Origin of the sequence: Chryseobacterium rhizosphaerae (assembly GCF_003385455.1) — a bacterium.
GTDB classification, from domain to species: domain Bacteria; phylum Bacteroidota; class Bacteroidia; order Flavobacteriales; family Weeksellaceae; genus Chryseobacterium; species Chryseobacterium rhizosphaerae.
The window spans coordinates 27000-40737 of sequence record NZ_QNUF01000011.1 but is presented as its reverse complement, the minus strand read 5'-3'; the positions used below and the strand labels follow the sequence as shown (position 1 = coordinate 40737).

12 protein-coding genes are annotated in these 13738 nt (G+C 35.7%); 7 read left to right on the top strand and 5 right to left on the bottom strand.

Going from position 1 to position 13738, the window contains the following annotated elements; genetic code table 11:
* Nucleotides 1–57: 57 nt before the first annotated feature.
* The gene (locus DRF57_RS11340) at nucleotides 58–1329 is read left to right on the top strand and encodes a UDP-N-acetylmuramoyl-tripeptide--D-alanyl-D-alanine ligase (RefSeq protein ID WP_047487413.1); all 1272 of its coding nucleotides are present in this window, start codon (nucleotides 58–60) and stop codon (nucleotides 1327–1329) included.
* 71 nt (nucleotides 1330–1400) lie between these two features.
* Here the strand turns inward: DRF57_RS11340 and DRF57_RS11335 are convergent, their stop codons facing one another.
* Nucleotides 1401–2012 (bottom strand): NUDIX hydrolase, encoded by a 612-nt coding sequence (locus DRF57_RS11335; RefSeq protein ID WP_047487415.1) that lies wholly within the window; start codon nucleotides 2010–2012, stop codon nucleotides 1401–1403.
* Between the two features lie 36 nt (nucleotides 2013–2048).
* Between DRF57_RS11335 and DRF57_RS11330 the strand changes: the two genes are divergently transcribed.
* The gene (locus DRF57_RS11330; RefSeq protein ID WP_047487421.1) at nucleotides 2049–2438 is read left to right on the top strand and encodes a hypothetical protein; all 390 of its coding nucleotides are present in this window, start codon (nucleotides 2049–2051) and stop codon (nucleotides 2436–2438) included.
* Nucleotides 2439–2491: 53 nt separating this feature from the next.
* On the opposite strand, the gene DRF57_RS11325 is transcribed toward DRF57_RS11330, so the two are convergent.
* From DRF57_RS11325 to mdlD, 4 genes are all read right to left on the bottom strand, one after another.
* Nucleotides 2492–3535, bottom strand: coding sequence for an anhydro-N-acetylmuramic acid kinase (locus tag DRF57_RS11325; RefSeq protein ID WP_115918568.1), 1044 nt, complete (start codon nucleotides 3533–3535; stop codon nucleotides 2492–2494).
* 11 nt (nucleotides 3536–3546) lie between these two features.
* A complete protein-coding gene (lptC, locus tag DRF57_RS11320; protein WP_047487427.1) occupies nucleotides 3547–4137 on the bottom strand; it encodes an LPS export ABC transporter periplasmic protein LptC in 591 nt (196 codons plus the stop codon).
* Between the two features lies 1 nt (nucleotide 4138).
* On the bottom strand, nucleotides 4139–5416 hold the full coding sequence (locus DRF57_RS11315; RefSeq protein WP_084086243.1) for a hypothetical protein: 1278 nt from the start codon (nucleotides 5414–5416) through the stop codon (nucleotides 4139–4141).
* Nucleotides 5417–5613: 197 nt separating this feature from the next.
* Nucleotides 5614–6933, bottom strand: coding sequence for an NAD(P)-dependent benzaldehyde dehydrogenase MdlD (gene mdlD / locus DRF57_RS11310; RefSeq protein ID WP_115918566.1), 1320 nt, complete (start codon nucleotides 6931–6933; stop codon nucleotides 5614–5616).
* 247 nt (nucleotides 6934–7180) lie between these two features.
* On the opposite strand from mdlD, the gene DRF57_RS11305 reads away from it, so the two are divergent.
* The 5 genes from DRF57_RS11305 to DRF57_RS11285 all read left to right on the top strand — a co-directional run bounded on the left by DRF57_RS11305 (nucleotide 7181) and on the right by DRF57_RS11285 (nucleotide 13328).
* Nucleotides 7181–8299, top strand: coding sequence for a DNA polymerase III subunit (locus tag DRF57_RS11305; protein ID WP_115918564.1), 1119 nt, complete (start codon nucleotides 7181–7183; stop codon nucleotides 8297–8299).
* A gap of 308 nt (nucleotides 8300–8607) precedes the next feature.
* Nucleotides 8608–9234 (top strand): TetR/AcrR family transcriptional regulator, encoded by a 627-nt coding sequence (locus tag DRF57_RS11300; protein WP_084086240.1) that lies wholly within the window; start codon nucleotides 8608–8610, stop codon nucleotides 9232–9234.
* Nucleotides 9218–10534 carry a TolC family protein gene (locus DRF57_RS11295; protein WP_084086239.1) on the top strand — a complete coding sequence of 439 codons (1317 nt, stop codon included), beginning with the start codon at nucleotides 9218–9220 and terminating at the stop codon, nucleotides 10532–10534. The genes DRF57_RS11300 and DRF57_RS11295 overlap by 17 nt, the downstream gene beginning before the upstream one ends.
* Before the next feature lie 15 nt (nucleotides 10535–10549).
* Nucleotides 10550–11653 (top strand): HlyD family secretion protein, encoded by a 1104-nt coding sequence (locus tag DRF57_RS11290; protein WP_047487437.1) that lies wholly within the window; start codon nucleotides 10550–10552, stop codon nucleotides 11651–11653.
* Nucleotides 11654–11750: 97 nt separating this feature from the next.
* Entirely contained in the window at nucleotides 11751–13328 is a 1578-nt protein-coding gene (locus tag DRF57_RS11285; protein WP_084086238.1) for a DHA2 family efflux MFS transporter permease subunit, read from the top strand.
* Nucleotides 13329–13738: the final 410 nt, after the last annotated feature.

Below are 13738 nucleotides of genomic sequence, written 5' to 3'. Positions count from 1 at the left end.
CTCATATAGATTTGGCGATTGCATGTGACCTCTTAAAAAAAATATATATATTTCCACATGAATATAGAACAATTTTATCCTTTAGTTTTACAGGCAGGTAAAGTAACGATAGATAGTAGAAAAATAGCAGAGAATGATATTTTCTTTGCCTTTTCCGGCGAAAATTTCAATGCCGCAACTTTAGCAGAAAAAGCTATAGACGATGGTGCTTTGGCAGTAATCGTAGAACTGCCGGAATTTGAAAACAGAGATAAGAATATTTTCTATGTTCCATCTACTCTTGAGTTTTTACAGCAATTAGCAATATACCACAGAAATAAGCTTAGCATACCTTTTATAGGGCTTACAGGAAGCAATGGGAAGACTACAACAAAAGAACTGATACATGCGGTACTGTCAGAAAAGTTCAATGTTCAGTATACATATGGAAACCTGAATAATCATATTGGTGTTCCTCTGACTATTCTTTCTATCAAACCGGAACATGAGATCGCGGTTATAGAAATGGGAGCCAACCATCAAAAGGAAATAGAACTCCTGTGTACTATTGCACAGCCGGATTTCGGGTATATTACCAATTTTGGGAAAGCCCATCTGGAAGGATTTGGAGGTTTTGAAGGAGTGATCAAAGGAAAGTCTGAACTTTACGATTATCTTACATCAAACCAACGGACCATTATCGTTAATGAAAATGATCCTATCCAGATCGAAAAAACGCAAAACTACCCATCTACCATCACTTTTGGAAATGAAGGGTCAGATTATAACTTTGAATCTTTCTCAGAGGAACACTTTGTAGGTTTGTCTTATCAGAATCTCAAAGCTCTTTCAAAACTGACAGGAGATTATAACTTCACCAATCTTTGTGTAGCGGCATGCTTTGGGCTTCATTTCGGAATTGGCTTTGAAAAAATAAAACATGCTATTGAGCAGTATACCCCGACGAACATGCGTTCACAGGTGGTAAAAAAAGAGAATAAAACATTGGTATTGGATACTTATAATGCTAACCCAAGTTCTATGACAGTATCCCTGAATAATTTCATCAGCTTTGAGGGGCGTAAAACCATTATTATTGGAGATATGCTGGAATTGGGTGCTGAAAGCGAAAAGGAGCATCAGAACATCTTAAAACTGGCCCAGGATTTAAATTTTGATGAAATCATTACGGTAGGAAAACACTTTAAAGCAGTGAATTCTTCAAATCTTGCTTTTGAAGATACATCATCATTAATTGAATACCTGAAGCAGACTCCGATTCAGTCTGAAAATATTCTTCTAAAAGGATCCAGAGGGATAGCGCTAGAAAAGGTGATCGACTTTATATAGTCTGATAAAAAAACAAAAAAGGCTGGAAGTTTAAGTTTAATAACTTCCAGCCTTTTTTATTTCTTTCAGGGCTACAGATTTTTCGAATTCCAAAAATCTTTTACAATCAGTTTAATATTTTTAAAAGTGCTTGGAAACACTTCGTTTTCTATTTGCTGCCTTTTTTTCCATGCCACTTCAGTAATCCCTTCTTCCGCTTGAGGTTTAAATGTATCTTCTCCACTAAAATTCATCTCAAACCAGTGGGTGCATTTTAGTATTTTTTCACCGTTTCTTTCCACATAAATATGGTAAGTGGTATTAATGAATTGTACGAGTTCTACGTCTTTAAGACCGGTCTCCTCTTCAATTTCTCTTACTGCAGATTCTTCCTGAGATTCACCTTTCTCCATTTTACCTTTAGGAAGATCCCATTTACCCAGCCTTTTGATGAAAAGAATTTCACCTTCAGGATTGCTTACAATTCCTCCCGCTGCTTCAATGATCCTGAATAGCTTTTGAAATTCCTTCCAGATCTCATCAATATTCTCACCGAAAACATTGAGTTCTTTTACAGAAGTATTCTCTAAAATATCTAATGCAATCTCTAAAGTTGTGAAACTTTCGTACCCAATACTTTTTTCAAGTTCCTCGGGATGCTTAGATACTAATAATTTTTTTTCGTTCACAAAAACTTTATACATTTGTAAGAATTAAGAATTTAAATACAAAAATAAAAAATGAATTTAGAAGGACGAAAGATTATTGTTAATAAATCATCTAAAGAGCTGTCAGAATTACTGAAGTCTCCAGAAAATTATAAAGAATTTATGCCGGATGGTCTTCAGAAATTTGAAACAAGAGACAACGGTTTTAAATTCGGATTACAGGGAATGCCGGAAATTGCATTGAAAATAGATGAAGTTAATGACCAGAAAGCAATCTTGAAATCAGCAAGTTCAAGTTTAGACTTTACATTAACAGCAACTTTAAACCCTATTAATGAAAATCAGACAGAAGTACAAATGCTTTTTGAAGGGAAGTTTAATCCATTCATCAAGATGATGGTAGAAAAGCCGTTACAAAATTTCATTAATGCATTGACTGATAAGATCGAAGCTTACAAATAAATAAAAACCTTCATTTTTGAAGGTTTTTTTATGTTGTATTATTTTTTGTCTCTCTAAACAATGATACCTGAACTATGATCGGCTGTACTCCCTGTAGCCGAAGAAAGGACGTTGATCTCGTTGTTCATTTTCAAAACACCCATAAAGGCAAAAATAAGGGCTTCTTTGTAATCAATGATTTCCTTGAATGGGATAATGATTTCAGAGGTTGTTTTAGCTTTTATTTTTTCAATTAAAAATGTGTTATAAGCACCTCCACCGGTAAAAAGAATATTCCTGATATTATTTTTATTGATGACATTGGAAATTTGCTGGGCAATATGCTCTGTAACCGTTGCCAGCAAACTTGCTGTTTCTATATTCTCAAGTATCGGAAATACATACTCATTACACCATTCTACCCCTAAAGATTTGGGGTGGGGCTGCTGATAGAAATCTAATGAATTGAGTCGGCTTAACAGTTCCTCATTTATTTTTCCTTCTCTTGCCAGATTTCCATTTTCATCAAAGCTGAGGTTTAATTTTTGGGCTAATTGATTCAGAATGATATTGACAGGAGCAATGTCAAAAGCTATTCTTTGACCATTGACCTGCAAAGAAATATTCGAAAACCCACCCAAATTAAGACATGCATCATAGTCTGAAAAAAGAAGCGCATCACCTATGGGAACCAATGGGGCTCCGTTTCCTTTCATCAGTACATCCTGGCTTCTGAAATCATAGACTACAGGTAATCCTGTTTCCAGTTTGATCGCTCTGCCATCTCCTATTTGAAGAGTGAATTTTTTTTGAGGCTGGTGAAAAACAGTGTGGCCGTGAGAAGCGATAAGACTGATGTTTTCAAGCTGATATTTTCGGATAAACTCTTTAACCTGCTGACCGAGGTAAAAACCATATTCCGAATGCAGTTCTAATAAATCTTCCGCTGATAAATGAATGGAACTTCTGAGTTTATTTTCCCACTCCTTAGAATAGGGTATGGTTTCTGCTTTTAGGATCTTAAAGGTCCATGTATCTTGCTTTTCAAATTCAGCAAAGCAAATATCCAAACCGTCCAGACTTGTCCCGGACATAAGGCCAATTGCAAGAGTTTTCATGATGATAGGATTTATTTTTTATTTTCAGAAATCCTTTTTGAACTAAAGTCTCCCGAGTTGTTATAAAAGGTATATTCAGAAAAATCATCTTTAGCAGTCATTCCATTAGCACCTACCAATGTAGATCCGTCTTCCATAGTTACATACACTGTATCTTTAGTATAAATCCTGTTCTTTTTCTGATCCCAATAAATACTCTGCATGGCAAACCTTTGTCCTTCATTAGTGGTAATCCTTACATCACCTTTTGCTTCGTAGAATTTTTTATATTCAAAAATACGGGCATATTTAGCTGTGATCTTTCCGGGAATTTTCGGTTTCTTTTTATCAAAGAACTCTATATTGATCCCTTTTCTTGCTACCACATACGGACTGTCTATAAGTTCATATTTTTCAATGATAGGAGCTTTGGCCTTTAAAGTGACAAAACCGGAATCACGCTGTACAATATTGGCATTATTAATGATTTGTGAGGGAAAGTTTTTACTTTGGCTACCTTTATTTTTGGTAAGATCCTCTTCACATGATGTCAATATAAAAAATATAGCACAACTAAAAAGGCATGCTATATTTTTATATGATATTTTTTTTGAAAAATTCATTCTAGTTATAAAGAGTCTTTCTAAACCATTTATCAGCAAAATTAAAGCCGATTCTAAAATTAATGAAGTTCTGATTGATCAGGTTATCATTAAGAGTTCCTCTCTTACCTATTTCTACTCCTATTTCAAGTCCGCTCATTCTGGTGATGCTGCTGGTCTTGAATGGAAGCATTACTCCGGCAGAAATACCAAATTTGTTAATGCTGTTACCCTCTAGTTTAAGATTTCCTCTTTCATAGAAAGCTCCATATCTGTAAATTACTCTTGAGAAATAATTTCTGAAGTTATTGTAGTTAGGCAAGTACCATCCACCGGCAGAAATTCTATAGGTATCCTGGAAATCGAAAGTTTTTCCAAAATAAGAGACATCCTCTCCTTTTTTATAGTCAATCTGTCCTGAGAAGAACCAATGATTTTCACTTCCATATCCTACCCCTAAAGAGGCTTGTAAAGGAAGAAGATTCTTGGAGCTTGTATTTTTCTGCTCTATAGTTTTTTCATCAGTTTTAGTTCCTGCTGCATCAGCAAATCTGTAAGTACTGTTGATGTACTCAGTAGTCATATTGCTGGTATTTCCAAAAGTAGCAGTAGCTCCAATTGTTAATTTTTTATCAGTACGGGTATTTAGAGTCTGATAGCTGGTACCAAGTGTAAAGTTAAAGTTTCTTACTTTATTTTTAGTTTCATATCCATTAACGTACTCAGAAGTTGAGGTGCCGAATTCGTTCAGATCATATAAGTCACCAAAATAAAGATTGGCTCTTGCTCCAACAGAAAATTGCTGATCTATTTTGTAAGAAACAGCTACCTGTGCTGTATTTAAAGTACCACTTCCTTTAAATCTATTATTGTAAGCAATTCCGTCTCTTGTTTCAGTGCTTAAAATATCATAACTTTTAGAACTGTAAGGCTGATAAGAAAGTCCCATCTTTACCTTTGGAGATAAAGGGAATGCCAAAGCAATATTGGAAAGATACGTAGAATGCTTTGTAGATTTCATATCGTTATAATTCGATTTGAAATAATTGTTTTCATTGGTAGCCTCCAGTCTGATACTTGTAAGTTCGAAATTGGCGTTGTTTGCAGGGTTTGCAAAATTGAAACTACTGGTGAAATCACTTATAAAAGCAGTTGATATACCTCCCATTGAAGCAGTTTCGATCGTATTATCATATTTTACATCTCCAATTCCATACGTTGCATAGGGCGAGTTACCTAGACTCTGTGCATTCAGGAAGTATCCAGCTGATATGAATGATACTACAAAGATTTTTTTCATTCTTTATTTTTAAAACAATGCGCAAATATCTTAAATATTAATGAATTGTAAAAATTATATGTGGTTAAAGTTTGTTAAGGGCCTTTCTTCAAAAGAAAACTGCAAATTTTTATTCATAAAATTACTAATTCTATTATACGAAAAAGACCGTTTTTTATTTGATAACGGTCTTTTTTTTAACAGGATAGCCTGTAAAATTATTTTACCTGAAGTACAGATCGGCTGTGACTAAAACTTTCAAAACTATATTTTCCATGGTATTTTCCCATTCCCGAAGTTCCCACCCCTCCAAAAGGTAAATAATGAGAACCAACATGAATAATAGTACTGTTAATTTCTGCATCACCACTTGTTGTATGGCTTAGAACATGATCTGCAAATTCCTGATCTTCTGAGAAAACATATAATGCCAATGGTTTTGGACGGTTATTTATTTCTTCCAGTGCTTCATTAATGTCGTGGTAGGTCATAATGGGTAGGATAGGACCGAAAATTTCCTGCTGCATTACCTGATCATTCCAGGTTATGGTGTCCATTAAAGTAGCCTCAAAATATCGGCTCTCAAGATCATACTTGCCTCCATAGATAACTTTTTCAGGAGCAGCCTCCAGATATCCTGCAAGATGTTTAATTTGATTCTGACTTACAATCTTTCCTATTTTTCCTAAAGATTCATCGTTATAGGTTGTCTTTAAATGCGCTTTGAATTTTTCAATAAATGCATCCTTTACAGACTCATGAACATAAATATAGTCTGGCGCCACACAGGTTTGCCCACAGTTAATCCATTTTCCGTAAGATATTCTTGCCACTGCTTTATCGAGATCTGCATCTTTGTGAACTATTGTAGGAGATTTTCCTCCAAGCTCCAATGCCAAAGGAATTAATTGCTCTGCAGCAGCTTTCATTACAATTTTTCCCACATTGGGGCTTCCTGTAAAGAAAATATAATCAAAAGGCAGGCTTAATAATAAAGTATTTTCTTCAATAGCTCCCTGAAATACGGCTACGTAAGATTCGTCAAAAGATTCCTTTACAATATCTTCAAGAACTTTAGCAACGTGAGGTGTATTTTCTGATGGTTTCAAAATGGCGGTATTTCCTGCAACCAAAGCTCCGATAAGTGGACTGAATGTCAGTTGAACAGGATAGTTGAATGGTCCGATAATATAACTTACCCCATACGGCTCATATATTATTTTACTTATGACTTCAGCTCCTGTCGGATGTGGTTTGGAAGGAACGGGAGTTGGTTTTGCCCATTCATCAATATTCTCCAGAAAATAATCAAGTTCACTGATCACAATCTGAATTTCCACATATTCCGCTTCTTTTCTGCTTTTCCCCAAATCTATATATAAAGCATCACAAAGAGCATCTGTGTGATGTAAAAATACTTCGCGGAATTTTCTCAGTTGGGCTTTCCTGAATTCAATATCTTTGGTCTGATTGGTTTTGAAAAAAGCTTTCTGTTGCTGAAAAACGTCTCTTATTTTTTGTTCTGATTCTTTGTTCATTGTATATTGATTTTAAGGATTCAAAATAGTCTGGAATTTTATAAGTAAGTTAAGTTAAAATTCGCAATGCAAATATATTGTTGAAAATTAAATTGCACGCAATTTAATTTAAAATTTATTCTAATTATATTATTGATGCTTCCTATAATATCAGGTTGGGTCCTGTTAAAATGCATATAAAGGATTTCGTGATAGATTAAACAGACTTAATTTTATAAATTGAGATAAGATTTTTTATCTTTGGAACATGAATTGGGAGAACATAGCCGGTCAGGAAAACCTGAAAAAACTTCTTAGAGAAAGTATTGCTGAAAACAGAGTAAGCCATGCCCAGCTTTTTGTAGGGAAAGAAGGATATGGAACATTACCTATGGTGCTGGCATATGCCAGAGAGATACTAAGTCGGGAAAACGAGCATGCTGCCTTAAAGGTAGAGCACCTGAATCACTTGGATCTTCATTTTAGCTTTCCTGTTTTTACAGATAATAAAAATTCTTTAAGTAAAAATAAGTTTGAAGAATTCAGAGAGATGATCATGGCCTCTCCTTATGCGAGCTATGATGACTGGACTGCCTTTTTAGAATCAGAAAACAAGCAGCTTTTTATCTCCGCAGATGAAGTGGATGACCAGAATCAGAAGTTTTCCTTGAAAAGCTTTGAAGGAGGAACGAAGATCCTTATTGTCTGGAGAGCTGATAAAATGAATATTGCGGCCTCAAACAAATTTTTAAAATTCCTGGAAGAGCCGCCGGCCAAAACTATTATTCTCCTTACCACAGAAAGTACAAATGATATACTTCCTACGATTCTTTCCAGAACCCAGATCGTAGAAATTCCAAGAATTAATGATGAAGATCTTAAAGACTATCTGGAAAAGAAATTTTCCATTTCCAGGGAAAAGATCAGAGAGGTTATCCATGAAGCACAGGGAGATCTAAATGATGCTATCAAACTTTTAAACTCCGGAGATAAGACTAATGAATTTGAAAAATTATTTGTGCAGTGGGTCCGGGATGCATTTATGGTAAAGAAAAAACCTGCTTACCTTAAAAGTATTATTTTCTGGGCAAGGGAAATAGCCGGGTGGAACAGAGAAAAACAGAAGAATTTTTTAAATTATTGTTCTGAAATTTTCAGACTGGCACTCCTTCAGAACTATCAGTCTGAGGATCTTGTCTATAAAAAGATCAATGCTGATGGGTTCAACTGGTCAGGATTTTCAAAATTTATCAGCGGTGCCAATATTGAAAGTATTTTAGAGGAAATCAATACTGCTGATCTTCATCTGACAAGAAACGGAAATCCTAAAATTGTCTGGACAGATCTTGGGATAAAGCTATCAAGATATATTCATAAAAACTCATAAATACAATTCCGGCCAACAGGCCGGAATGTTTTTTTATTTCCTTTCTATACAAGCAGCTGCCTGCTTGGTTCTTCCTGCGCATCATCTATTCGGAACAAGCCGGTATTGCACTTTCTGTCTAACTGTTGATTTTTAAGGTGATTCAAGTGAATACTGCATTACTGTCTTTTATTGTAGTTATTTATATTTATTATGTTAATAGAAATCGTCTTATGTTGCTGATAAATTAAATCTATATTAAAAAATCAATCAATCGTTTGATTTTGTGAAAAACTTATGTAAATTTGCGCCCTGAAAATGGAAGTGATATGATTTCAAAAGAAGAAAATATATTATTTGCTGCTGAAAAACTTTTTGCAGAAAAAGGTTTTGACGGAACTTCTACCAGAGAAATTTCCAAGGCTGCAAATGTGAATATCTCTATGATCTCTTACTATTTTGGCTCTAAAGAAAAGCTTTATGAAAAACTGGTTGAATACAGAATGAATGAAGGACAGTTTTTCTCAAAAGATATCGTAGAAAGAACAGACCTTAATGAATGGCAGAAGATCGAAAAGATAATAGACCAGTTTTCCGATAGGATAAGAACCCAGAAATGCTTTTACAGGATTATGCAGAGGGAGCAGCTTCACACTGAAAATCCACAGATTGTAGAGTTTTTAAAACAAACTAAAATGGGATTTCTTTCCATGTATTCTCAAATACTGGAACGTGGGCTGGAGAAGGGGATTTTCACGAAAAATCCTCCAATTTATCTGTTTCACTCAACCATCAGCGGAACTTTGTTTTATGCATTCAATGCTAAAGATATGTATAAAGAATTCCTTAATGATACAGAAGAAGAGAGTGTTTTTGACGAAAAATACTATACTGAACTTAATAAACATATAAAACATTTACTAAAAGACCTTTTAGGTTATGAAGAGAATAAATAACTCAGTGATTGCATTATCACTATTCGTAGGAGTAGCAAATGCAAATGCTCAGGAGAAAAAAACACTTTCTCTTGACGAAGCTGTGCAGCTGGGAATCCAGAACAGCAAGAATCTCAAGATCGACGCAGCCAAGATCGAGGAGGCTACAGCTGATCTTTTGGAAGCTAAAAACAAGCAGCTTCCTGAATTGAAAGTTTCTGGAAGCTATATGTACCTTCCGATAAAACCGAATGTTGATATCAAACTTCCGGGGCTTTCCGGAGGGGCAGGAGGACCGGAAATACATCAGGTTCTTTACGGGTCGGCTAATCTTAGCGTTCCCATTTACAGTGGAGGAAGGATCAAGTATGGGATTCAGTCTGCAAAATATCTGGTGGAAGCATCCAAATTAAGCACTGAAAACGATAAAATTGCAATTGCTTATAATGTTGCCCAGGCTTACAACAATCTGTTTAAGGCCAATCAGTCTATCAAAGTTTTTGAAGAAAATCTTGCTGCTTCTCAAAAAAGAGATGAAACATTTCTGAAAATGGAGAACAATGGATTGATTGCCAGAAACGACAGATTGAAAGCAAACCTTCAGACTTCAAATATTGAACTTCAGCTACTGGAAGCCAAAAATAATTACAATATTGCCAATATCAATATGGATTTGCTTCTGGGACTTTCTGAAACGACAGAGCTTGAAGTGGATCAAAACTATATAGAAGAAGGGTCTGAGGTAAAACCGGTTGTTTTCTATGTAAATGAAGCCAGAGAAAACCGTAAAGATTTACAGGCTTTAGCTCAGCAAAGAAAAGCTGCCGAACTGGGGTCAAAAGCTGCCAAAGCAGAAAACCTTCCATCACTGGCATTTACCGGAGGTTATGTAGCGGCAGATATTCCTAAATTCCTTACCGTATACAATGCCGTGAATGTAGGAATCGGAATTTCTTATAATTTGTCAAACATCTGGAAAGAGAATTCATCTTTGAAGCAGTCACAGGCGAGAGAGAAGCAGTTGGCAGCCACTGATGAGTTGTTAAATGACAATATTAAGCTTGATGTCAACAGAGAGTATCAGAATACCGATTACTCAAAGAAGAGAATCGCTGTTTTTGAAAAATCAGCTGAGCAGGCTAATGAAAATTACAGGATCACAAAAAACAAATATGACAACGGGCTGGCAACCATGACCGAATTATTGGATGCAGATGCCGCTCAGATTGCCGCAAACGTGGGCGTAATCAATGCAAAAGCAGACGCCGCATTAGCATATAGAAAACTATTACAGACAACAGGAACTTTAACAATTAAATAATCAGATCGAACCCACATGGAAAATAATAATACACAAGCAGTTGAACCTAAAAAGAAAAAAAGTTTAGTCTTTCCTATCATTTTAGCAGCTGTAGTAATCGGAGGAGGAATCTATGGTTACAGAGCATTTACTTATGGACAATACCATGAAGAAACAGATGATGCTCAGATTGCTTCTAATATGACCCCAGTGATTTCCAAAATTTCAGGATATATCACTGAGGTGAAAGTAAAAGATAATCAGTTCGTAAAAAAAGGAGATACGTTGGTTATTTTAGATAACAGAGACCAGAAAATGGCTCTTGAGCAGGCTCAGGCTGCTTTATCTACTGCTAAAAGCAATATTTCAAATGCCGAAGCTACTACAACAGCCACTTCAAAAAATATCAGCTCTTCTGAAGCAGCGGTAGTTACTGCCAATGCACAAATCGAGGCAGCGAAAGTAAATGTGTGGAAAACTTCCCAGGATTTAAAGAGATATGCTAACCTTGTAAAAGACCATTCTATTACAGAGCAGCAATATGAGCAGGCTTTAGCCGCAAAACAATCTGCAGATAAGCAGTTACAGGTCTTGGTGGATCAGAGAAATCAAATTGCTCAGCAAACGAATATTGCATCTTCTCAAACCGCTGCGAGTTCACAACAAATCAGTGTTGCAGGTTCTGTAGCAAAGCAAAGAGAAGTGGATGTTGAAAATGCAAAATTAAACCTTTCATATACTGTAATTCTTGCTGCAGAAGATGGCTACGTAGGAAAAGTGCCTACTCAGGTGGGTCAGTATCTTCAGGCAGGAGCGCAGCTGTTTGCTTTGGTAAAGAATGATCAAAAATGGGTAGTGGCCAACTTCAAAGAAACGCAGGTAGATAAAATGGTTGAAGGACAAAAAGTGAAAATTGAAATCGATGCTTTTCCTGACAAAGAATTTGAAGGGGTAGTAAGTTCATTTTCTCCGGCCACAGGTGCTACGTTTTCCATTTTGCCTCCGGATAATGCGAGTGGTAACTTCGTAAAAGTAGTTCAGAGACTTCCTATAAAAATTGATTTTGTAAATCTTGATAAAAATATTGCAAAAAGATTAAGAACAGGAATGAACGTGAAAGCAGAGGTTTCTTTGAAATAATTTATACAATGTACAATATGAGAAGTACAAAGTATATCCATGTAGTTTAAAAAGACATTTTACATTATACTTTTTACATTGTACCTATTAAAAATATATGCAAGATTCATTAGTAGAATATGGAGCCCGAAGAGTAATCATCACGATTACGGCAATTCTTTGTGCTCTGCTTGAAATTGTGGACTCCACGATTGTAAATGTTGCCTTGAATGAGATGAAGGGTAATCTTGGAGCCACACTTTCTGAAGTAGGTTGGGTAATTACGGCTTATGCAATAGGTAACGTAATTGTCGTACCGATGACCAGCTGGCTTTCACAGCAGTTTGGACGTAGAAACTATTTTGCTGCTTCCATCATCATATTTACCATATTTTCATTCTTATGCGGAAACGCTACGAATATTTGGGAATTGGTATTTTTCAGATTAATGCAGGGAATTGGTGGGGGAGCACTATTGGTAACTTCACAAACGATCATCACGGAATCTTATCCGATTGAGAAAAGAAGTATGGCTCAGGCCATTTATGGGTTAGGGGTAATTATAGGCCCTACTTTAGGTCCGCCACTAGGAGGATATATTGTTGATAATTTCAGTTGGCCTTATATCTTCTATATCAATATTCCCATTGGAATTGCGGCCACTTTGATGACACTTCAGTTTGTAAGAAGTCCGAAATATGCTGAAAAACGTAAGGTATCTGATGTAGACTGGATTGGTATTGGGTTACTGGCAGTGACGGTGGGTTCATTACAGTTCATTTTAGAGAGAGGTCATGAAGAGGATTGGTTTGAAAGCGGAATGATTGTCGCATTTACAATAGCTGCTGTTCTAGGATTTATATTGTTTCTATGGCGGGAGCTTACCTTTAAGTACCCGATAGTTGAACTTAGAGTACTTAAAAATAGTAATTTGAGGATCGGAACAATGATGTCATTTGTGCTAGGATTCGGGTTATATGGTTCCACATTTATTGTTCCTCTGTATACACAAAGTATTTTGGGATGGACGGCATTGCAGTCGGGAGCATTGATGATTCCGGCAGCATTAACAACAGCATTCATGATGCCTATTATTGGTAGATTGCTGGCAAAAGGGGCAAAACAACAGATTTTGGTGTCTTTGGGACTGTTCATTTTCTTTGTGTATAGTTTCTGGGGATATAAAATCCTGACACCGGATACCAGTAAAGATGCCTTTTTCTGGATGCTGATTGTAAGAGGTGCCGGGCTCGGACTATTGTTTATCCCGATTACATCCTTATCATTAAGTACTCTGAAAGGCCAGGAAATTGGACAAGGTGCTGCCTTTACAGGGATGATGAGACAGTTGGGAGGATCTTTTGGTATTGCAGCCATTACTACTTTTATTGCTAACGCAAGCCAGAAATACAGAGTGAATTTGATTACTCACCTGGATTCAACGGATTTTGAAGTTCAGCAAAGAATAAATACATTAAAGGCCAGTTTTATATCCAAAGGAATGACACCTGATGCTGCCTTGAATGCGGCTTATAAAATGCTTGATTTATCTGTAACCAAACAGGCAACTGTGTTGTCCTACATGGATGTATTTCTTTACCTTGGAGTCATATTCCTGATATGTATTCCGTTTATCTTATTTATAAAAGAAAGAAAAAGTAAAGAAAAGATAGATTTAAGTGAAGCGATGCACTAAATGTAGATATACAATATAAACCTCCGGATTTTCCGGAGGTTTTTTTATGGACTATTTTAAACAAAGTCTATGAGGGATATTTTTTATTGCTGATGTAAATGTTTTGTAATTAAATGATTACTGCTTTTTATAAAACAATATCACCTATTGGAGAATTTATTTATTTTCTTTAACTTTACTGTACAAAATGAAAAAATATGAATAAGTTCCCTTACCAATACTTTCCCTTTTCAATAGAGGAATTCCGGAGTATTACAATATACTTCTATCTGAAGAATAGCTGCTAGCTATATCTTTTGACTGTATCAGACCTTCATTGTATGGTATTCCTGTGTTTATTTTCATTGAAATAAGGAATTCTGCTTTTGTTTCAAAAAACAGGTATACTATTTCAAGATATTAAAAACTTT

What these genes read in the sequence shown, in the direction of transcription:
- DRF57_RS11340 (WP_047487413.1), top strand. Translation starts at nt 58, where the DNA reads ATGAATATAGAACAATTTTATCCTTTAGTTTTACAGGCAGGTAAAGTA.
- lptC (WP_047487427.1), bottom strand. Translation starts at nt 4,137, where the DNA reads ATGAATTTTTCAAAAAAAATATCATATAAAAATATAGCATGCCTTTTT.
- DRF57_RS11290 (WP_047487437.1), top strand. Translation starts at nt 10,550, where the DNA reads ATGGAAAATAATAATACACAAGCAGTTGAACCTAAAAAGAAAAAAAGT.
- DRF57_RS11325 (WP_115918568.1), bottom strand. Translation starts at nt 3,535, where the DNA reads ATGAAAACTCTTGCAATTGGCCTTATGTCCGGGACAAGTCTGGACGGT.
- DRF57_RS11300 (WP_084086240.1), top strand. Translation starts at nt 8,608, where the DNA reads ATGATTTCAAAAGAAGAAAATATATTATTTGCTGCTGAAAAACTTTTT.
- DRF57_RS11295 (WP_084086239.1), top strand. Translation starts at nt 9,218, where the DNA reads ATGAAGAGAATAAATAACTCAGTGATTGCATTATCACTATTCGTAGGA.
- DRF57_RS11330 (WP_047487421.1), top strand. Translation starts at nt 2,049, where the DNA reads ATGAATTTAGAAGGACGAAAGATTATTGTTAATAAATCATCTAAAGAG.
- DRF57_RS11285 (WP_084086238.1), top strand. Translation starts at nt 11,751, where the DNA reads ATGCAAGATTCATTAGTAGAATATGGAGCCCGAAGAGTAATCATCACG.
- mdlD (WP_115918566.1), bottom strand. Translation starts at nt 6,933, where the DNA reads ATGAACAAAGAATCAGAACAAAAAATAAGAGACGTTTTTCAGCAACAG.
- DRF57_RS11335 (WP_047487415.1), bottom strand. Translation starts at nt 2,012, where the DNA reads ATGTATAAAGTTTTTGTGAACGAAAAAAAATTATTAGTATCTAAGCAT.
- DRF57_RS11315 (WP_084086243.1), bottom strand. Translation starts at nt 5,416, where the DNA reads ATGAAAAAAATCTTTGTAGTATCATTCATATCAGCTGGATACTTCCTG.
- DRF57_RS11305 (WP_115918564.1), top strand. Translation starts at nt 7,181, where the DNA reads ATGAATTGGGAGAACATAGCCGGTCAGGAAAACCTGAAAAAACTTCTT.